The sequence below is a fragment of the Faecalibacterium sp. IP-3-29 genome, assembly GCF_023347335.1.
In the GTDB taxonomy this organism is placed as follows: Bacteria; Bacillota; Clostridia; order Oscillospirales; family Ruminococcaceae; genus Faecalibacterium; species Faecalibacterium duncaniae.
This window is the reverse complement of sequence record NZ_CP094471.1, coordinates 492,429-510,784: the sequence shown is the minus strand read 5'-3', so window position 1 is coordinate 510,784 and position 18,356 is coordinate 492,429. Positions and strand designations below refer to the sequence as shown.

Sequence of the window (18,356 nt, the reverse complement as noted above, 5' to 3'; positions counted from 1 at the left end):
CTCCTTATTCCATGATGATATCATTGATGTCGCCGCCGCCAGGGATCATGGGCAGGACCTTTTCGTCCTTGTCGATGATGCACTCGATCCAGGTGGGGCCCTTCTGCTTGAGGGCATCGGCAAATGCGGCCTGGAACTCGGGGAGGTTGGTGCAGCGGTAGCCCTTCAGGCCAAAGCCCTCGGCCAGCTTGACAAAGTCAGTGCGACGGTGGGGGTCGGTCTGGGAGTAGCGCTTTTCGTAGAAAGTGGTCTGCCACTGGCGCACCATGCCCAGCACAGAGTTGTTGAAGATGACCGTGATGATGGGCAGCTCATAGCTGACAGCGGTGCAGGCCTCGTTGAGGTTCATGTGGAAGGAACCGTCGCCCGTGAACATGACCACCCGCTGCTCCCGGCCCAGCGCCATCTGCGCGCCGATGGCCGCGCCATAGCCAAAGCCCATGGTGCCCAGGCCGCCGCTGGTGATAAAGCCGCGGCTCTTGGTGTGGCGGATGTACTGGGCCGCCCACATCTGGTGCTGGCCCACGTCGGTGACATACACGGCCTCAGGGCCGCACTGGCTGCACACCTCGCCGATGACCTGATGGGGCATCAGGCGGGTGGGGTCGGACACGGGGTGGTAATCCTGTGCCTGCCACTCGTGGATCATCTTCAACCAGTCGGGGTGCTTCTTCTCCTCAATAAGGGGGAGCATCCCGCTCAGGACATAGCAGACATCACCGGCAATGGCAAGATCCACATCCACATTCTTGCCCAGCTCACTGGGGTCGATATCGATCTGGATGATGGTGGCGTTCTTGGCAAAGGTCTTGGGGTTCAGGGCCACGCGGTCAGAAAATCGGGTACCCAGTGCAATCAGCACGTCACAATCCGCGACCGCCCGGTTGGAGGTGTAGCAGCCGTGCATTCCAACCATGCCGATGTTCATCGGGTCACCGTAGGGCACAACGCCTGCGGCCATCAGAGTATAGGTGGCGGGGATCTCCGCCTTGTGGATCAGGTCACGCAGGGGCTGGCAGGAAGCCGCGCTCCGCACGCCGCCGCCAAAATAGACCAGCGGGCGCTTGGCCGCGTTGATGATATCGGCGGCCCACTTGACCTGCTGTTCGTCGTAGGTGGTCACGGTGCGGATCGGCTCCGGCTGCTTGGGGGTGAACTCGCAGACAGCAGCGGTGACATCCTTGGGGATATCCACCAGCACCGGGCCCTTGCGGCCGCTCTGCGCAATGCGGAACGCCGCACGCATGGTATCGGCCAGCTCTTCTACCTTGCGCACCGTGAAGTTGTGCTTGGTGATGGGCATCGTGATGCCCTCGATGTACGCCTCCTGAAAGCCGTCCTTGCCCAGACCGGGGGTCGGCACATTTCCGGTAAAGGCGACCATGGGCACGGAGTCCATGTAGGCAGTGGCAATGCCGGTGACCAGATTGGTGGCACCCGGGCCGCTGGTGGCCAACACCACGCCGGTGCGGCCCGTTGCGCGGGCATAGCCATCGGCCGCATGAGAAGCGCCCTGCTCGTGGGCGGTCAGCACATGGTGGATGCGGTCAGAATTCTTATACAGCTCGTCGTACAGGTTCAGCACAGCACCGCCGGGATAGCCGAAGATGGTGTCCACGCCCTGTTCGCAGAGGACTTCAACAAAAATTTGCGAACCATTTAACTGCATGGTAAGTTGCTCCTGTTCCTTTTCCTCTTACACTCTCAACAAAATTTTCCCTCAGACACGTTACTTTTCGCATCTTGCATTCCGATTTGAACGTTGGGTCAATTATACTATAAATCGGGCCTTTGTCAATCGACGATTTGTAAAGTGAATCAGCCGAAAGATGAAGATAATTGAACACACCCTTGCTAAGCGCCTTTTCCAAGAGTATAATCAATTCTACACTGTTATAAAAATAAACAGCCTTCTGACCGGCCTGCCAATGGCTCCCCCTTTGGGGGAGCTGGCGCGGCGCGCCTGAGAGGGCAAGGCCGTTAAAAAGAGAGGATTTTCCTATGCAACTTCGTGAATGGAACGCCCGGCTCCACGGGCTTGTTGTTTTCCGTGCCCTGCTGGGCGACCCCGTTGTGGCAAAGCTGGCGGCGCTGACCGACCGGCTGGAAGCGGCTGACGACAGCATCGCCCCCCTGTGCGATGCTGTGGCCGCCTTTGAAGCTGCCCTGTTTGCCCACACCACCAATCTGGGCGATTATCTTTCCAACGCCGTGCTGGAGACCGAGACCTTCTGTGTGCGGCAGGCCGCCGCGGGCCAGCTCTCCCCTGTGATGGAAGCCGCCCTGAACAGTGAGCTGAACTTTTTGCAGAAGCTCTGCGGCCTGACGCTGGACGCGCTGCTGGAAGCCGCCGACCGGCAGAGCCGGGAGCTGGCGTTCCTGCCCCGTTGGGAGGCAAGGCAGCTCGACCTGACCGCCGCCTACAACCAGCGGATGCGGGAAGCCGGGAAGAAGGGCTACGGCATGTTTGCCAAGCACCACGTGTTCACAGTGGAGAATGGCCAGCTGGTGCCCGTGAAGTACCCCGACCCCCAGAAGCTCAGCGAGCTGCCGGGCTACGAGAAGGAGCGGGAAAAGGTCATTGCCAACACCCGCGCCCTGCTGGCCGGTTCCCCCGCCAACAATGTCCTGCTCTACGGCGATGCAGGCACCGGCAAATCCAGCACGGTCAAGGCCATTGCCAATGAGTATGCCGCCGACGGCCTGCGGCTGGTGGAGGTCAAGAAGAACCAGCTCTACCAGATCCCCGACCTGATGGATCAGCTGGCGGCCAACCCCCTCAAGTTCATCCTCTTCATCGATGACCTGAGCTTCTCCTCCAACGACGACAACTTTGCCGCCCTGAAAGCCATCCTTGAGGGCAGCGTGGGCGGCCGGGCCCGGAACATTGCGGTGTACGCCACCTCCAACCGCCGCCACCTCATCAAGGAGACCCTGACCGACCGCACCGGCGACGACATCCACGAAGCCGACACCCGGCAGGAGCTGATGAGCCTTTCCGCCCGGTTCGGCCTGACTGTCACCTTCCAGCGGCCCGAGAAAGCCCGCTTTGCCGCCATTCTGGAAGAGCTGGCAAAACAGCACCACATCCAGATGCCCATGGAAGAGCTGCTGGTCAAAGCCGAGGCCTTCGCCATCCGCGCCGGCGGCCGCAGCCCCCGCGTGGCCAAACAGTTCATCGAACAGTGCGAGAGCGGCGTGCAGAAATAATGTTTGCTTTTTCGTTTTTATGGATAAGAAAAAGCGCTGTGCAGTGAAATGACTGCACGGCGCTTTTTGCTGTTTTGAAAGAAAACTGCCGCCGCAGGCGGCAGATGAGGCGGTCAGAAAATCACACGCGCTCGGCCACCAGCTGGAAGCCCTCTTTGGTGAGCTCCTGCCGGATCTGCTCGATCTGGGCATGGTCGCGGGTCTCCAGCACCAGCTTGAGGAAGCAGCTGGAGATGGGCATATTGGGGTCAGAGCCGTCATGCAGGACAGAGACCACATTGCTGCCGCAGCGGGAAACGATGGCAGCCACCCGCTCCAGCTGGCCGGGCTTATCCTCCAGCGCAATGGTCAGGTTGGCCTTGCGGCCACTCATCACCAGACCACGGGTGATGACGCGGTTGAGGATGTTCACATCGATGTTGCCGCCGGAGATCAGGCAGACCACCTTTTTGCCCTCGATGGGCAGCTTGTGGAACAGCGCCGCTGCCACAGGCACCGCACCGGCCCCCTCAGCCACCAGCTTCTGGTTCTCCATCAGGGAGAGGATGGCGGCGGCGGTCTCGTCCTCGCTGACGGTCACGATGTCGTCCACATATTCCTCGCAGAGCTGATAGGTCAGCTCGCCGGGGGTCTTGACCTGAATGCCGTCCGCAAAGGTGGCCACATTTTTCAGGGTCTGATACTTGTGCTCATGCAGGCTGCGGTACATGCTGGGGGCACCCTCGGCCTGCACACCATAGACCTTGACCTCGGGGCGCAGGCTCTTGATGGCAAAGGCCACGCCGGAGATCAGGCCGCCGCCGCCCACGGGCACGATGACGGCATCCAGATCGGGCAGCTGGTCAAGGATCTCCAGACCAATGGTGCCCTGACCTGCGATGACCTGTTCGTCATCGTAGGGGTGGATGAAGGTCATGCCGGTCTCGGCCTGCAGCTCCACGGCCTTGTCGTGGGCATCATCATAGGTGCCGGGCACCAGACAGACCTCCGCGCCCAAGCTCTTGGTATTTTCCACCTTCATAATGGGGGCACCGTCCGGCATACAGACGATGCTCCTGATGCCCCGGCGGGTGGCGGCCAGAGCCACGCCCTGTGCGTGGTTTCCGGCAGAGCAGGCGATCACGCCCTTTTCGCTCTCCTCCCTGGAGAGCTGGCTGATCTTATAATAGGCTCCCCGCACCTTGAAGCTGCCGGTCACCTGCAGGTTCTCGGTCTTGAGGTAGAGGCGGCAGTCCTTGGAGAGCTTGGGCGCTTCGATCAGGTCGGTCTTGCGGGCAACGTCCTTGAGCACAAAGGCGGCGTGGTAGATCTTATCCAGAGTCAGCATGACGATACTTCCTATCTTCTATCCTTAATTTTTGCATGTGAATATGCATCCCAGTATAAATTAGCAAAAGTATTTTGTCAAATGAACGTATTTCAACATTTTGTTTGCTGGGGTGACCGCCAATGGCTACGCCCGGGCAGGCGGCAGCCCTGCGGCCCGATGCGCGCTCCACCTGTTCCCATGCCGTGAGAGCGGTTTCCCCTGACCCAAAACGCCCCTCTCCGACATCTGTGAGACCGGAGAGGGGCGTTCTCGTTTTTAACCTTTCATCGGCACAAATCCGACCAGATCCTTCACGACCTCGCCGCCGATGATGAGCCCGGCCACCGAGGGCACAAAGGCGTTGGAGCCGGGGACCGAGCGCCGGATGGTGCACTTGCGCTGGGTGCCCGGAGGGCAGATGCAGTGGTTCTTACAGCTGATGGAATCATCCTCAATGGGGGTCATGGCAGGCTCCTTGGAGTAGACGACCTTCAGGTGCTTGATCCGCCGCTTGCGGCACTCGGTGCGCATCACCTTGGCCAGCGGGCAGACGGAGGTCTTGTAGATATCCGTCACCTCAAAGCGGGTGGGGTCCATCTTGTTGCCTGCACCCATGGCGCAGATGATGGGGGTGCCGGCCTCCTTGGCCTTGACCACCAGCGCGATCTTGCCGGTGACGGTGTCGATGGCATCCACCACATAGTCGTACTGGGTGAAGTCGAACTGATCCTGCGTTTCCGGGGTGAAAAAGATCTTGTAGGTGGTGACCTTGATGTTGGGGTCGATCTCGTGGATACGCTGTTCGGCCACATCCACCTTGTACTGGCCCACGGTCTTGCGGGTGGCCACGATCTGGCGGTTCAGGTTGGTCAGGCAGACCTTGTCATCATCAATGAGGTCCAGCGCACCCACACCGCTGCGTGCCAGCGCTTCCACCGTGTAGCCGCCCACGCCGCCAATGCCAAACACCGCCACACGGGAATTGTGCAGCTTTTCCATTGCTTCCTTGCCCAGCAGCAGCTGGGTGCGGGAATATTGATCCTGCATAGATACTTGCTCCTCCATCTTACACTACGCCTATTGTTTTATCAGTTCGACGCAGTTGCTTTTGTTTTACTTTATCACTTTCCTGCAAAGCGCCTGAGCGGTTTATTCCACCGCAACGATGGTGCCGCCCCCCAGCACAACATCCCCCTGATACAGCACCACAGCCTGACCGGGCGTGGGGGCACGCTGGGGCTGGTCAAATTCCAGCCGGAACTGCCCCTCTCCTGCCGGGTAGACGGTGGCCGCCTGCTCGGTCTGGTGGTAGCGGGTGCGGGCCGTGACCCGCAAGGGCACGGTCAGCTCCGGGATGGTGATCCAGTTCACCTCGTCGGCATAGACGATGCGGTCAAACAGGTTCTCCTCCGGGCCCACCGTGACGGTGTTGGCCTGCATATCCTTGGCGCAGACATACACCGGCGCACCCATGGCAAGGCCCAGGCCCTTGCGCTGGCCGATGGTATACCGCACCGCGCCATTGTGAGTGCCCACCTTTTTGCCGTTCTCGTCCAGAAAATCACCTGCCGGGTAGTGCTTGCCGGTGAAGTCCTCCATGAAGCGGGCGTAGTCGCCGTCCGGCACAAAGCAGATATCCTGGCTGTCATGCTTGCGGGCGTTGATGAAATGCTGCTTTTCCGCGATCTCACGCACTTCGGCCTTGTGCAGCCCCCCCAGCGGCAGGCGCACATGGGCCAGCTGCTCCTGGGTCAGGTTATAGAGCACATAGCTCTGATCCTTACCCTCGTCCAGCCCCTTTTTCAGCAGCCAGCGGCCGGTGGCCTCGTCCTGCTCCACCCGGGCGTAATGGCCCGTGACCACATACTCCATGCCATGGCTCTCAGCCCAGCGGAGCAGGTGGTCGAACTTCATATACCGGTTGCAGTCGATGCAGGGGTTGGGCGTGCCGCCCATCTCGTATACCCGGATGAATTTTTCGATGATCTTCTCCCGGAAGTCGGCGGTGAAATCCAGCACCTCATAGGGGATATCCATCGCAAAGGCCACCTCGGCGGCATCCTCGATATCCTTTTCGGAGCAGCAGGTGTGGAAACCGGACTGCCCCAGCGTCTCGTTGCGGGTGAGCCGCATGGTGATGCCGGTGCAGTCGTACCCCGCCTGCTGCATCAGCCATGCCGCCACCGAGCTGTCCACACCGCCGCTCATGGCGATGAGTGCCCCGGGGCGCTTCGTGTTCTGTGCTTCTGTCATATCGTTCCTCATTCAATAACACACTAAAACAGTAGTATAATACTACCGCAGCTTCTTTCTCTTGTCAAGACGCAGAAAATCGGGCCGCCGCTGCCAACAGCGCATCTTTTTCATTGGGTGTCTGCCCGGTGATGACAGCCTCCAGCAGGGCGTTCAGCACCTGCCGCAGACCCGGGCCGGGTCTGACCCCCGCCGCCATCAGGTCACGGCCATTCACGGCCAGCTGGCTCACCCGGCAGCAGGCATTTTCTGCTGTCAGCCGCTCCGCCTCGGCCCGCAGGGCAGCAAAGGCCCTGGTCTGTTCCGGATGCCGGGCACTGCAAAGGGCGGTCAGGCGTTTTATGGTCGGCAGCTCATAGCGGCCTAAAAGACGTTTGGCCTGTACGGTCAGCGTGGTGTTGGGGGTGCCGGGAGTTTCTCCAAGGACCGTCCGCTGGGGTGGGACCCTGTTGCCGCAGGCAATAGGGCGGGCGATGGAATGGCCCGATTCGTGTCCGAGGAGAAAGCTCCCGGCACCCCCTCCAGCTTCCCTTTCCAACGCTGTCACCTCATCTGTGAGCGCGTTGGAGCATTTCAGTTTGCGCAGAGCTTTGCGGGCGCCGGCTTCACCCAGCGGGCAGAGAAGGGCCGCCAGCCGGGCGGGCACATTCTCCGCTGTTGGTTCGATCCGGTCGATGGTACGGCAGAGTTCCGCAAACCGTTCCGGCTGTTTTTCCGGTTCCAGCTCCGGCAGGATAACGGCCAGAACGGCGGGTTCCAGATAGCTTCCGGGCCGGGGTGCCGCCAACAGCTTGAGCAGTTCTTCCTGGATGCGCTCCGCCGAAACGCAGTCCAGATGCGGCCCCAGTGCCCGGGCAGCAGCACCGGTAGCTGGGTCGATGGCAAAGCCGAACCGGGCCGCGAACCGGTAGAGCCGCAGGATGCGCAGCGCGTCCTCCTCAAAGCGGCGTTCCGGCTCCCCCACCGCCCGCACGAGATGGGCGGCAAGGTCGTCCCGCCCGCCAAAGGGGTCGATGAGCCCTTCCTCGGCGCTGTATGCCATGGCGTTGATGGTGAAATCCCGCCGGGCAAGATCCTCCCGCACATCCGGCACAAAGCAAACGGCATCCGGGTGGCGGCCATCGGAATAGGCCCCCTCGGTGCGGAAGGTCGTTGTCTCATAGAGCCTGCCGCCCTGCTTCACCGTCACGGTGCCGTGCTGCAGGCCGGTGGGGATGCACTTCTCCTCCCCGAACAGCGCCATCACCTGCTCCGGGCGGGCGCTGGTGCAAAGGTCCCAATCGTGGGGGTCCAGCCCCAGCAGGCTGTCCCGGACACAGCCGCCCACAGCGTAGGCCGCATGGCCCGCCCCATGGAGCGCATCCAGCAGCAGGGCTGCACCCGGGTCAAGTTTGATCGTTGTCATGTTGCTTCCTCGTCATATTGCAGGATGATCTGTTTGCCGTCAAAGCCGCACTCCGCCGCCGGGAATACCGCCTGCGCATTGGGCAGGGCGGCTTCCGGTTCAAGGATCATGGGCGAATAATGCATCAGCCAGAACCGGCGCACGTCAGCCTTTTTTGCAATGGCCGCACCCTGCGCAAAAGTGCTGTGCCCCCACTGCTTTGCCTGCGCCTCCTGCTCGTTGTCGGGGTAGGTGGCATCGCAGAGGAAAAGGTCGGCGTTCTGCGCGGCCTGTTCCAGTGCCGGGCAGGGGGCGGTATCACCCGAGAACACGAACCGCAGACCCCGGCGTGCCGGGCCCAGCACATCCGCGGGAGCGACCACAGCCCCGCTTTCCAGCGGGATGCTCTGGCCCCGCTGGAGCAGTTTCCATGCAGGCACCGGAACGTTCAGCGCCCGGGCCTTTGCAGGGTCAAAGCGGCCCGCCCGGGGCAGGTCGAGCCGGTAGCCCCGGCTGGGCACCCGGTGCCGGGTGCGGAAAGGCGTAAGCTGCGCCCCCGCAGGCCAGCCGGAGGAAAGGGTGGTCAGGTCGATGGGGTCTGTGTCCAGCTGCACAGCCCTGACCGGATACGGCAGCGGCCCGGTCAGGGTGCGCAGGGCGGGCCAGATTTCCCCCAGCCCCTCGGGGCCGTAAAGGGTCAGCGGGCGCTCCCGGCCCTGACAGCCCAGCGTCTGCAGCAGGCCCGGCAGGCCGAAGATATGGTCGCCGTGATAGTGGGTCAGGCAGATGGCATCCAGCTTCATCAGGTTGACCCCGGCGCGGCGGGCCGCCGCCTGCGTGCCCTCGCCGCAGTCAAACAGCAGGGCATGGCCCCCGCATTCGGCCAGCGCGGCGGTCAGGGCACGGTCCGGCAGGGGCATGGTGGCCGCCGTACCCAGCAGTGTAATGGTCAGCATAACAGTTCCTCCGTGATTTGTCGGTAACAGTGTACCACATTTTGCGCCCGCACACAATCGGCACAGCCCGGCATAGGATGGCGCAGAGCTCTGATACAAAGGGAGGTTTGACCATGCAGCGCAAAAAAGTCCCCGCCGGGCACCACCGCTTCGGGCTGGCCCGGCTTGTTTTGGTCCTGGCACTGCTGTTTCTCGTTGTGGCGCTCACCGCCGGGCTGGCGGGCTGCCTGTTCCAGCCCGTACTGGCCGCCCGGGGCACGCTGCTGTTTCTGCCGGGGGCGTAGTTTTTTTTTTGAAGATCAAAATCCCCCTCTTGACTTCAGGACAGTGACGTGATAAAACCCCGCCAAACCAGCGAGAGGACATCCTGCCCGCCCCCGAGAGCAGCCACGCCATCCTCTGCAAACAGAAAACCGCCGACATAGAGATACGTCGGCGGTTTTTTTATGGGCGCGGGTGGATTACGCAAGCCGCGCTGCTAAAAACAGCCCACTGGGCTGTTTTTGCGCTGTCTTCCACGACAGCGCCGCAGCTGTTCGAATCCACCCTTGCGGTGCTTTGTAGAAATTCAAATAAAACAGAAACTCCAGCGTCATCACAACGCTGGAGTTCTTGGTGGAGCGAAGCAACCAAAATCCGAACCATTGCCCTCCGAGGCATCTTTGGCGGCGATTTCATCGAAAGTGATGGTTTTTGTGCCGTCTTTGTAGTTGAATGTAATCAAAACTTTTTCATCATAAAGATAAACGACGTTCACGAACGTGTTGATAAGCGTCTCCCGGTGGCTTTTCACGTTCGGGTCGAGCTTGCGGAACCGGGTCAGCCAGAACCGAACTTGATTTTCGCTCAACCGTGGCCGAGCAATTTTTTCTTCGGTGATCCGAACCTCAAGTTCTTTCTGCTGGGCTTCCAGCTTTTCCAAACGCGATTTGGTGGAGTTGGTCAGCACACCTGCTTGAATGGCGTTCAGCATATTCTCAATGCCATTCTCTACCTCACGCATCTGCTTTTCCAGTAAAGGGAGCGTGGTGTTTTCCTGATCCTGCAACTCCATCACTTCCGCAACGATGGCATCAATCACGGCATCGTCCTGAATCAGCTTCATGGTTTCAGCCACGACCAAATCTTCCAGCCATTCCTTACGAACGGTCTTTTTCTTACAGGTCTTGAAACGCTTAGCGGTGGCGCACTTATAATAATGATGAACGACCTTGTTTCTACCCGTACCGCACTCGCCGAACATCATGGCACCACACATTCCGCAGAACAGCTTGGTGGTGAGCAGATAATCATCCTCGGCCTTGTGACGGGCAGGAGCGCGGCTGTTCTTCTTGATTTTTTGCTGCACTTCTTCAAACAAGTCCTTGTCCACGATGGCTGGGATGCTGTCGGGCATCACAATGTCCTTAAAACGGTTCTCGCCGATATAACGGTGGTTTGTCAGCAAGGTCTGAATACTGTTATAGGTGAGCTTCTGATTGCGGTTGGTGGTCACACCACTGTCGTTCAGCCAGTTCATCAATTCTTTCATGGTCGCGCCATCGTTGTACCGCTGAAAGGCTTCTACCACAAAGGGAGCTTTCAGCGGGTCGACTTGAAAGAACTTCTCCTCATCCACCTTAAAACCAATGGGAATCGTGCCGCCGTTGTACTTCCCCTTCAAAACATTCTCGGTCATGCCGCGCACAACTTTTTCAGAAAGTTCTGCCGAGTAGTATTCAGCCATGCCGGTGAGCATACTCTTGACCATGATACCCGCAGGGCTGTCAGAGATAGGCTCCGTGGCAGATACCAGCTTGACATGATTTCGTTCCAACTGGTACTCATAGTGCGCTGAATCATAGCGGTTTCGGGCAAAGCGGTCAAGCTTCCAGACCAGCACAATGTCAAACAACCGTTTCTCGCTGTCCTTGATCATCTGCTGGAAATCCGGGCGGTTGTCGGTTTTGGCGGAAAGGGCACGGTCAATGTAGTGTTTGACCACAGTGATGCCGTTCTTTTCGGCGTAGGCCGTACATTCACGAATCTGACCTTCGATGGATTCTTCGCGCTGATTATCGCTGGAATAGCGAGCGTAGATTACGGCGGTCATGCGAATACCCCTTTCACTTCATTCTCCGCAGGCGGCGCACAAGGTCGGATGCACTGTACAGCACACGAGCCACCGACACGGTATCCTCGCCCACAATGTAGAACACCGAGTAGTTATCCACCAGCATCTGCCGCAGCCCTTGGGTGCGCTCCGGCTCGCTCTCTACCAGCGCACAGCGTTCCGGCAGGATGTTCAGCGACTGAATGGCTTCTGCAATGCGGTTATACTGCCCCATGGCCGTGTCAGGCTCCAGCAGGCGGTCAGCAATGTAGCTGTAAATCTGCTCCATATCACTGAGGGCTGCATGGGAAATTTTTACGTCATACTGCTTCATCTGTGCTGTTCCCTGAACTGTGCGAATGCGCTTGCGGCATCCACGGTATCACCGTTCTGAATCTCCTTAATACCCACCTGCAAGGCTGCGTGAAGCTGATCATCGGTCATGGTGTCAGCGTTCAGAGCCGCAGGAGCCTTCGGCAGGGACAGCGAGAACGGAATGCCGCCAGTCAGGGTAATCTGGCGCAGGTACATATCAATAGCTGTTGCCATCGGGATGCCGAGCTGCTTCAACACATCCTCGGCTTGCTGCTTGACGGTAGGGTTGACACGAAGATTGAGCGTCATCGTTTTTTCCATGGTTATCACCTCAAGTTTATTGTAACGTATTTTGCGTTGCAAGTCAATTCGAGGTGAACGCGCAAATGAAATTCTCCATATCGCACAATATATTCATCGTTAAATTGTTCAAAGCGCGGGATATTCACCCTCTATAATAAATTCTTGGAGTGTGCCTAGCTTTTGCTGAGTAGTAAGTTTGAATATTATCTCTCTTGGCTGCGACCATGGCAGACTAGAAGATTGACCTTTAATGAAAATAGGATTACTGCAATCGAATACTGTATATCGTATCAAACTGATAGGGGTCAGATAACAAAACCTTTCCATTGGAAACTACCACAATATTTTCGCCTTCTTCAATTTGCGATAGCTGAATATTTCCTTTTAAGTATTCCGAAGCTCCCTGAATGAGATAGTAATCATTTGTACCGTACAGTTGATTGGGAGCGGTTGCATAGATAGAATTATCGCTTAAATCCACCTTTGTTACAGTAAGTTCCGATTTTGTCCTCTCCCACGGATGCAACAGGAAACCGCCTATAAGAATTGCTAGGGCCAAAGCTATACCAAAAGCAGTCAATTTCTTACTTGATTTCGTCATTTTAAGCACCTCTTCATCATAGCTCCATTTGAATTTTCTGAACGTCACATTTTTTCCGAACGATTGCAGCTATAAGAATCACATCAATGGTATCATGATTATTGGCTTCTCTGTTTGAATAACGAATTTTAAGCCTGCTTTATTTCATCTGTCCACAATTCTTTTCAAAATCGTATAGCTGCACATAAATTTCCAGAAAACTTGTAGCACAATCACAATTTTTCTTTTCACTCAGATAAACCACCACGGCAGTTCCAGCCACAGGTTATCCATATCCCCCACCGGCTTGACGGCATTGGTTTGAGTGACCGAACATCAAAATCAAGTCATGGAGGCTCGCATATTGAGCAATCCATTTTCTTTCCACTGCATCATAGGGATAACCGGAATTCCCCAGCATCTCTTTTATTCAGGATTTTTCTACTGAAATCCGGATTCCAAATCCTCCCTCTGAGTATGCAATGCTTATCCATGTTTCATCTTTTCTTAGCAAAACGCCTGTCGAAACGCTTTCTGAAGCCGATGCCTCTTCAGCGTATCCTAAGGTTTTCAATTGGTCAATATATTTTTGTATTTCTTCTTCAGAGATATTATTATAAAAGATTGCATAATACCCAGCATTAGAACCATCCAATATATATTCTATCGTTCCACTTTCCGGCTCACAAATAAGCCTAGTGTATTCATTATCCGGCCAAACTGAAGTATAAATACATTTTACATCAGACGGATTGGTTCCTCCATGTGTAGCAAATTTTCCCTGACCTGAAAAACGAATGCAAAGAAAGACCAATATCAAAACTATAAAGGCAACCGCCATACTGCTAAAAAATTCCAATTTCTTATTCATTTGGCTTGCTCCATAATTCAAACGTACAAAGCCACGATTCTTTTCTTTCGACTCTAAAGAATCGTGGCTTTTATACCCATTATCTAATGCTTTTATTACGGAATCGTGATGTCGTAGGAAATGGAGAACTGGCCACCGTTTGCCAAAGCATTCAATTTGTTTTCAAGGAAATTATCTGCATTGGAAGCACCTCCATCACGGTTTTCATTTTAGATGTTGATAATAACAAAGCACAAATAGAAAAAAACCACAATATTGTAGCAAGACGGAGAAAAAATGTCACCAAAACGGTGTAAGCGCAAAGCAGGGATTGGTTCTTGATCTCTGTTGTGAGAGTTCACAAACGTCCGGGGTGCTGTTGCCGGAAGGATGCTTTCTTCAATTTTCTTCCAGAATTCTCTGCAAATAGCGGGCTGTTTATGCTTCTTGAGAATCCATCTAGTGAATACCGACACCCTCCATGATCTTTTCTATCCAATTTGTGGAAGAATCATTTTTCTCACTAAATGACCCCAAATAATGTGACGAACTCTCAACCTCTATTATTACACCATCCGGCATTCTGTATTTTTCTAAACTGAGATTCAAACCTTTAAGTGGGATTGTTCTAGCCAGTTGAGGGATAGAAACTGTATGAAGAATATCAATTTTTGATAAACCTCTATACGTTTCTGTCTTTTCGGCTTCACTTAGCAACCGTTCTGCATACTGATTTGAAATAACCTGTATGCGAAATTGTTCTTTTTCATCCTCGGTCATCTCAAGTGGAACGCCGTGCAATGTGTCCACAATATAGGACGAAATTTTAGCGAAGTGCTCGTCAAAATCAGTGGTATCTTCGTTGGTCATATTTCTGTTCTACCCTCATTATAAGCTTTCCGGTCTGCTTAAAGTTACAGCTTTCAGCGTAAAGCTTCCGTAGTTTTTAATGCTAAACGATAGTTATCGAACTTTTCCACAGCTTTTGCAAAATCGTCGAGAAAAAGTTCTGTATCTTTTTCATTCGTACCACTTTACCCCATTATTAGAATTGAAAATTAGTAGCCCTTTGATATAAATAAGTAAACGATGAATCCACCCCACAAAACAACTTCAGCAATTATCAAACACTTCAAGTGTTGCTGCAATTTTTCGGGGTCAATTTCGCCTTTTTTCAGAAAATCATAAATTGAATTTCGCAATTTATCTATGTCTTCCTGCTTGATTTCCAGTTTCAAATAAAAATTTTTCCCGAAAAGGAGCTGGTGCATCCCATAATATATTGAAAGCAATATTAAAAATGAAGTAATACTTACAAGCGCTGGCTGGGTCCAGCTTATTGTCATACCTTCTACCGATGTAAGATTTCTATAAAAAACAATATCACTTAAACCAGCTACAAACAACAGAAAATTCCAAACCAAAAATGTATATAAAGTTTTCTTCATTGTCTATACCTTCTTTCACTACTGCCCACATCGCTGGCAATATCGAATTCCTACTTTATTTTTATGCTCTCAATTTTTACAAATCATCAAACCTACCCTCCTTGCTTTTTGTTTAGATAACGAAATTCAAGCCTATTTTATTTCGTTTGTCCACAAAATTTTTCAAAATCGTATAGCTGCACATAAATTTCCAGAAAACTTGTAGCACAATCACGATTTTTCTTTTCATTCAATCAAACCACCACGGCAGTTCCAGCCACAGGTTATCCATGGCCTGTTCCTCGGTCTTTTTGGCGCGGCCTTTTGTCAGGTGAAAGTATATCGCCGTGCCGATCAGCGGATGTTCCTCGCCATCGGTGAAGCCATAGCGGTACAGCAGATAGGTCTGCTCCCGTTGGGGCAGCCGTTTCAGGCCATCGTACAGTTCCCGGCGCGATTCCTGCTCTTCCATAATACTCTGCGGCTGCATGGCATAAGGGTCGGCTATGGCTTCGATGCGCCGCAGTTGTTCCTCTCCCGGCAGAACATCGTCCAGCGAAACGCGCTGGTAGCAGATACCGTCCTTATCCTCCGTCACCATCCGCTGCTCAAAAGCAGTAAAGGCATCCCGAACCATGTCCATCATGGCGTTGCGAATGGCAGGAGCCGCATAGGTCAGGAACTTCATGCCGCGCGCCGCATCGAACTTCGGCACGGCCTTCCACAACCCCAGATTGCCCGCTTGTTTCAAATCGTCCGTGTCAAGGTTCAGGCCGGACTGTGCCAGATTCATGCTGCGGAAAAGGTCATTTGCCACCTTGCCAATAAAGGACTTGTTGTTGTCGATCAGGCTGTCCAGCGCGGCAGCATCGCCTTTCTGCGCCAGCGCACAAAGCCGTTCATTCGTCTGCTTCATGGGCGTTTTCCTGCTCTGCGGCAGACTGCAAGATTCCCAGCAGACCGTTCCGCAGCTGTTCCAGTGCTTCCGGCGTAGCTCCCTCCATGCCCGAAACACTGTCCAACATTGCATCCGTCAGCTGCTCTGCTGTAATCGTTGGGTGCTGTACATCCTGCCCCTTGGTCAATTCGGTGAACACCTTCTCTGCCACTTTCTTACTCATAGCTTCCTGTTCGGCGTAATGGCTCCCGATACCCTTTTTGATCTCCTTGACCGCTGCCATGAAATACATCTCAATGTCATCAAGGTCGCCTTGGTACACAGGCTTTCTCCGAAGGCTGATGTCCTTTGCAGCCTTGGCTGCTTCCGGGGTCTTGACCTTTGTGCGCAGAAGGGTACTCAATGTCGTGAGCATAGCGTTCTGTGCTGCGATGCCGGATGCAAAGGTATCATCAAAATACTGCGCTATGCGGTAAGTAAGCTCTGCAAAGCGGGCGTTTTCCAGCAGCAGGTTGACCACCTCTGCATTGATGCGCCCTGTGTAGAGGTTCTTTGCGGCTTCTACGGACAAGCCCAGTTCGGCAATGTCGTAATTTTTGCGGTCGGGGATGTTGGTTTCTCCCAGCAGAAAATCCGTGGACACGTTGAACAGCCTTGCAATCCTCAGCACCTGCTCATGGGTCAGGGTTCCTTTCGCACCGCTGATGAAGCGGCTGATGGTGCTCTTGGAGCAGCCGATCTCCTTGGCAAGCTCTGGTTGGCTGATGTTGTGTTCTTTCATCAAGTCCGCAAGACGGATGTTGGATGGTGCGGGCAGATATTCCTGTGCCATGTGGTCGGCCCTCCTTTTTGAGCTTTTTCCTCATTATAATACGCTCTGCCGTTTTGTTCAATATACGGTTTCCCCTCTGCCCTTGCTGTTGCAAATCTGCAACCAGTAAGGGCTTTTTTCTTTTTCCGTTGCAGTTCTGCCGCTTTTTCGCCTTTCCTGCAAAATTTTCCGTATATTCAGGCAGGAAGCAAAAAACACCAGAGTTCCCACGCTGGGTACTCTGGTGCAACACATAACACCGCCCTGCCCGGTGGCCGCAGGGTGCGGGATTTTGTAGGCATCGAGCCGCTTGTCCACCCCTGCCCGTAAAAAGTGTATTTTTTACGGAAGAATTTCGTACAACCTGTACGGTCTGTACTTGTACGCATCTGTACGGCGAATTGAAACAAATTAAAACGAATTATCGTTTATATTTCGGATTTCTGTACGTCGTACGAACCGTACAGGTTATTTGAAGTCCGTACGCAATTTTTTCAGATGCGTACGGAGCAATCAAGTTCGCATTGTGCGAACTTGATTGTAGCTCTCCCGCAGGAGACGTTCCCCCTCGGAGAGCCCACTACACTTTGCAGACCGCAGGGATGAAAGTGTCATAGTGGGTTATTACACTTCCAAAGAAGTGCATCTCCGTCCCCGTCACCTTCCTCTGAACCCCGAAAGGAGGGATGCCCTTTGGCAAGAAACGATGGCGTTGACCGCACCAGTGTCCGAAATCTCGCCGTTTCGGATAAGGCCGTTGGCAACACCCAGCAGCACAATGAGCGTGAAAAGGACAGCTATCGGAACCCCGATATTATCCCCCAGCGCGCTGCATGGAACGTCCACTTCAAAAAGCCAACCGCCAGCTACACTGACCTATTCGCCCAACTGGAAACCGCTGGTACGATTTTCACGCGCGGCCTGAAGCCGGATGCCACCCACTACTGCGAACTTGTCTTTGATGTCAACTCGGCCTATTTTGACAATCACGGTGGCTACGAGTTCGCCAAGCAGTTCTATGAGGATGCCTACAAAGCAGCCGTTCAGATCGTGGGTGGTGAGCAGTATATCCTCTCGGCAGTCATGCACGCCGACGAGATCAACCGTGCCATGACCGAAGCACTAGGCCGGGAGGTCTACCACTACCATCTCCATGTGGTCTATGTACCTGTCGTGGAAAAGCAGATCCTCTGGTCGAAACGCTGCAAGGACAAGGCACTGGTCGGCACCGTCAAGGAGACTGTCATGCAGGTCAGCCGGAGCAAGAAGTGGGCATCCAAACCTCTGCTGGACGATGCCGGAAAGCCTATCCTGCAAAAGAACGGCAAGCCAGTCCTGAAGAAGTCGTACAGCATCCTGCAAGACGATTTCTTCAACTATATGCGCTCTGCCGGGTACACCGATGTGGAGCGCGGCGAACGTGGCAGCACCGAAGAACACCTGACTGTCACTCAGTTCAAAGTCCAGCGGGAGCAGGAGCGGCTGGACGCCCTGACCGCTCAAGCCAATCAGCAGGTACAATCGCTTGCTAAAACCAGTCAGACCCTCTCCCAAAAGGAGAAAGAACTTGCCTCCATTCAGAAAAAGACCACGCTCACGAAAGAAGCCCTCATTCATGCGCGTGATCTGGATTATATCGGCAAGCGCACCTTTCTCGGTAACTACTCGCTGACCGAAGAAGAATTTTCCAAGCTGAAAAAGCAAGCCGACCACGGCTATATGATGGACGTAGAGAACCGCCGCTTGAAAGAAGAACTTTCCACCGCCAAGAAGGAGGCCGTTCGTTGGAGTAACAAGTACCACGACCTGTGGTACGACGTGAAACCCTATCTGGATGCTCTCCACCGTGCTCCTGAACTGGTGCGCAGCTTTCTGGAAAAGATTCTTGCCCCCAAGCAGGAGCGCACCATGAATGTGCCGCAGCGAAACCACAAGCGTGGACAGAATATGGAACTTTGATTTTCGGAG

General features: G+C 54.7%; 19 protein-coding genes. 3 read left to right on the top strand and 16 right to left on the bottom strand.

Annotated features, from left to right (window positions below; translation table 11 throughout):
• Window positions 1-4: 4 nt before the first annotated feature.
• Window positions 5-1,669 (bottom strand): biosynthetic-type acetolactate synthase large subunit, encoded by a 1,665-nt coding sequence (gene ilvB / locus MTP40_RS02360; protein ID WP_207684769.1) that lies wholly within the window; start codon window positions 1,667-1,669, stop codon window positions 5-7.
• A gap of 332 nt (window positions 1,670-2,001) precedes the next feature.
• On the opposite strand from ilvB, the gene MTP40_RS02355 reads away from it, so the two are divergent.
• The gene (locus MTP40_RS02355; RefSeq protein ID WP_207684770.1) at window positions 2,002-3,210 is read left to right on the top strand and encodes an ATP-binding protein; all 1,209 of its coding nucleotides are present in this window, start codon (window positions 2,002-2,004) and stop codon (window positions 3,208-3,210) included.
• Between the two features lie 121 nt (window positions 3,211-3,331).
• Here MTP40_RS02355 and ilvA read toward each other — a convergent pair whose 3' ends face one another.
• The 5 genes from ilvA to MTP40_RS02330 all read right to left on the bottom strand — a co-directional run bounded on the left by ilvA (window position 3,332) and on the right by MTP40_RS02330 (window position 9,112).
• Window positions 3,332-4,537: a threonine ammonia-lyase gene (gene ilvA / locus MTP40_RS02350; protein WP_156074647.1), complete on the bottom strand. Its 1,206-nt coding sequence runs from the start codon at window positions 4,535-4,537 to the stop codon at window positions 3,332-3,334.
• Window positions 4,538-4,795: 258 nt separating this feature from the next.
• Window positions 4,796-5,566 (bottom strand): tRNA threonylcarbamoyladenosine dehydratase, encoded by a 771-nt coding sequence (locus MTP40_RS02345; protein ID WP_035393308.1) that lies wholly within the window; start codon window positions 5,564-5,566, stop codon window positions 4,796-4,798.
• A 102-nt stretch (window positions 5,567-5,668) separates the two neighbouring features.
• Entirely contained in the window at window positions 5,669-6,772 is a 1,104-nt protein-coding gene (mnmA, locus tag MTP40_RS02340; protein ID WP_117534557.1) for a tRNA 2-thiouridine(34) synthase MnmA, read from the bottom strand.
• Between the two features lie 64 nt (window positions 6,773-6,836).
• Window positions 6,837-8,177 carry a CCA tRNA nucleotidyltransferase gene (locus tag MTP40_RS02335; protein ID WP_249259750.1) on the bottom strand — a complete coding sequence of 447 codons (1,341 nt, stop codon included), beginning with the start codon at window positions 8,175-8,177 and terminating at the stop codon, window positions 6,837-6,839.
• A complete protein-coding gene (locus MTP40_RS02330; protein WP_207685195.1) occupies window positions 8,174-9,112 on the bottom strand; it encodes a ribonuclease Z in 939 nt (312 codons plus the stop codon). Before MTP40_RS02330 ends, MTP40_RS02335 begins: the two co-directional genes overlap by 4 nt.
• Window positions 9,113-9,225: 113 nt before the next feature.
• Between MTP40_RS02330 and MTP40_RS02325 the strand changes: the two genes are divergently transcribed.
• Complete coding sequence (locus MTP40_RS02325) at window positions 9,226-9,396, top strand: hypothetical protein (protein ID WP_154277582.1); 171 nt, start codon at window positions 9,226-9,228, stop codon at window positions 9,394-9,396.
• Between the two features lie 177 nt (window positions 9,397-9,573).
• On the opposite strand, the gene MTP40_RS02320 is transcribed toward MTP40_RS02325, so the two are convergent.
• The 10 genes from MTP40_RS02320 to MTP40_RS02275 form a co-directional block, all read right to left on the bottom strand.
• On the bottom strand, window positions 9,574-9,711 hold the full coding sequence (locus tag MTP40_RS02320) for a hypothetical protein (protein ID WP_156059319.1): 138 nt from the start codon (window positions 9,709-9,711) through the stop codon (window positions 9,574-9,576).
• Window positions 9,708-11,204, bottom strand: a complete 1,497-nt coding sequence (locus MTP40_RS02315; protein ID WP_207685196.1) for a recombinase family protein — start codon at window positions 11,202-11,204, stop codon at window positions 9,708-9,710. Before MTP40_RS02315 ends, MTP40_RS02320 begins: the two co-directional genes overlap by 4 nt.
• 13 nt (window positions 11,205-11,217) lie before the next feature.
• Window positions 11,218-11,538: a type II toxin-antitoxin system RelE/ParE family toxin gene (locus MTP40_RS02310; RefSeq protein WP_112090862.1), complete on the bottom strand. Its 321-nt coding sequence runs from the start codon at window positions 11,536-11,538 to the stop codon at window positions 11,218-11,220.
• Window positions 11,535-11,828, bottom strand: a complete 294-nt coding sequence (locus MTP40_RS02305) for a type II toxin-antitoxin system RelB/DinJ family antitoxin (protein WP_120120645.1) — start codon at window positions 11,826-11,828, stop codon at window positions 11,535-11,537. The genes MTP40_RS02310 and MTP40_RS02305 overlap by 4 nt, the downstream gene beginning before the upstream one ends.
• 256 nt (window positions 11,829-12,084) lie before the next feature.
• Window positions 12,085-12,423 (bottom strand): hypothetical protein, encoded by a 339-nt coding sequence (locus tag MTP40_RS02300; protein ID WP_015538141.1) that lies wholly within the window; start codon window positions 12,421-12,423, stop codon window positions 12,085-12,087.
• Between the two features lie 409 nt (window positions 12,424-12,832).
• Complete coding sequence (locus MTP40_RS02295; protein WP_005929376.1) at window positions 12,833-13,273, bottom strand: hypothetical protein; 441 nt, start codon at window positions 13,271-13,273, stop codon at window positions 12,833-12,835.
• Window positions 13,274-13,711: 438 nt separating this feature from the next.
• Complete coding sequence (locus tag MTP40_RS02290) at window positions 13,712-14,122, bottom strand: hypothetical protein (protein ID WP_015564578.1); 411 nt, start codon at window positions 14,120-14,122, stop codon at window positions 13,712-13,714.
• Between the two features lie 188 nt (window positions 14,123-14,310).
• Window positions 14,311-14,700, bottom strand: a complete 390-nt coding sequence (locus tag MTP40_RS02285) for a hypothetical protein (RefSeq protein WP_005923150.1) — start codon at window positions 14,698-14,700, stop codon at window positions 14,311-14,313.
• A gap of 229 nt (window positions 14,701-14,929) precedes the next feature.
• Entirely contained in the window at window positions 14,930-15,595 is a 666-nt protein-coding gene (locus MTP40_RS02280; RefSeq protein WP_249259749.1) for a sigma-70 family RNA polymerase sigma factor, read from the bottom strand.
• Complete coding sequence (locus MTP40_RS02275) at window positions 15,579-16,409, bottom strand: helix-turn-helix domain-containing protein (protein ID WP_249259748.1); 831 nt, start codon at window positions 16,407-16,409, stop codon at window positions 15,579-15,581. Before MTP40_RS02275 ends, MTP40_RS02280 begins: the two co-directional genes overlap by 17 nt.
• 672 nt (window positions 16,410-17,081) lie before the next feature.
• On the opposite strand from MTP40_RS02275, the gene MTP40_RS02270 reads away from it, so the two are divergent.
• Window positions 17,082-18,347, top strand: coding sequence for a plasmid recombination protein (locus MTP40_RS02270; RefSeq protein ID WP_249259747.1), 1,266 nt, complete (start codon window positions 17,082-17,084; stop codon window positions 18,345-18,347).
• Window positions 18,348-18,356 lie beyond the last annotated feature (9 nt).

Bases quoted from the DNA above. Each gene is read 5' to 3' on its own strand.
- ilvA (WP_156074647.1), bottom strand. From the start codon at position 4,537: ATGCTGACTCTGGATAAGATCTACCACGCCGCCTTTGTGCTCAAGGAC.
- MTP40_RS02325 (WP_154277582.1), top strand. From the start codon at position 9,226: ATGCAGCGCAAAAAAGTCCCCGCCGGGCACCACCGCTTCGGGCTGGCC.
- MTP40_RS02315 (WP_207685196.1), bottom strand. From the start codon at position 11,204: ATGACCGCCGTAATCTACGCTCGCTATTCCAGCGATAATCAGCGCGAA.
- ilvB (WP_207684769.1), bottom strand. From the start codon at position 1,669: ATGCAGTTAAATGGTTCGCAAATTTTTGTTGAAGTCCTCTGCGAACAG.
- MTP40_RS02295 (WP_005929376.1), bottom strand. From the start codon at position 13,273: ATGAATAAGAAATTGGAATTTTTTAGCAGTATGGCGGTTGCCTTTATA.
- MTP40_RS02355 (WP_207684770.1), top strand. From the start codon at position 2,002: ATGCAACTTCGTGAATGGAACGCCCGGCTCCACGGGCTTGTTGTTTTC.
- MTP40_RS02335 (WP_249259750.1), bottom strand. From the start codon at position 8,177: ATGACAACGATCAAACTTGACCCGGGTGCAGCCCTGCTGCTGGATGCG.
- MTP40_RS02305 (WP_120120645.1), bottom strand. From the start codon at position 11,828: ATGACGCTCAATCTTCGTGTCAACCCTACCGTCAAGCAGCAAGCCGAG.
- MTP40_RS02330 (WP_207685195.1), bottom strand. From the start codon at position 9,112: ATGCTGACCATTACACTGCTGGGTACGGCGGCCACCATGCCCCTGCCG.
- MTP40_RS02280 (WP_249259749.1), bottom strand. From the start codon at position 15,595: ATGAAGCAGACGAATGAACGGCTTTGTGCGCTGGCGCAGAAAGGCGAT.
- mnmA (WP_117534557.1), bottom strand. From the start codon at position 6,772: ATGACAGAAGCACAGAACACGAAGCGCCCCGGGGCACTCATCGCCATG.
- MTP40_RS02290 (WP_015564578.1), bottom strand. From the start codon at position 14,122: ATGACCAACGAAGATACCACTGATTTTGACGAGCACTTCGCTAAAATT.
- MTP40_RS02275 (WP_249259748.1), bottom strand. From the start codon at position 16,409: ATGGCACAGGAATATCTGCCCGCACCATCCAACATCCGTCTTGCGGAC.
- MTP40_RS02345 (WP_035393308.1), bottom strand. From the start codon at position 5,566: ATGCAGGATCAATATTCCCGCACCCAGCTGCTGCTGGGCAAGGAAGCA.
- MTP40_RS02310 (WP_112090862.1), bottom strand. From the start codon at position 11,538: ATGAAGCAGTATGACGTAAAAATTTCCCATGCAGCCCTCAGTGATATG.
- MTP40_RS02285 (WP_005923150.1), bottom strand. From the start codon at position 14,700: ATGAAGAAAACTTTATATACATTTTTGGTTTGGAATTTTCTGTTGTTT.
- MTP40_RS02300 (WP_015538141.1), bottom strand. From the start codon at position 12,423: ATGACGAAATCAAGTAAGAAATTGACTGCTTTTGGTATAGCTTTGGCC.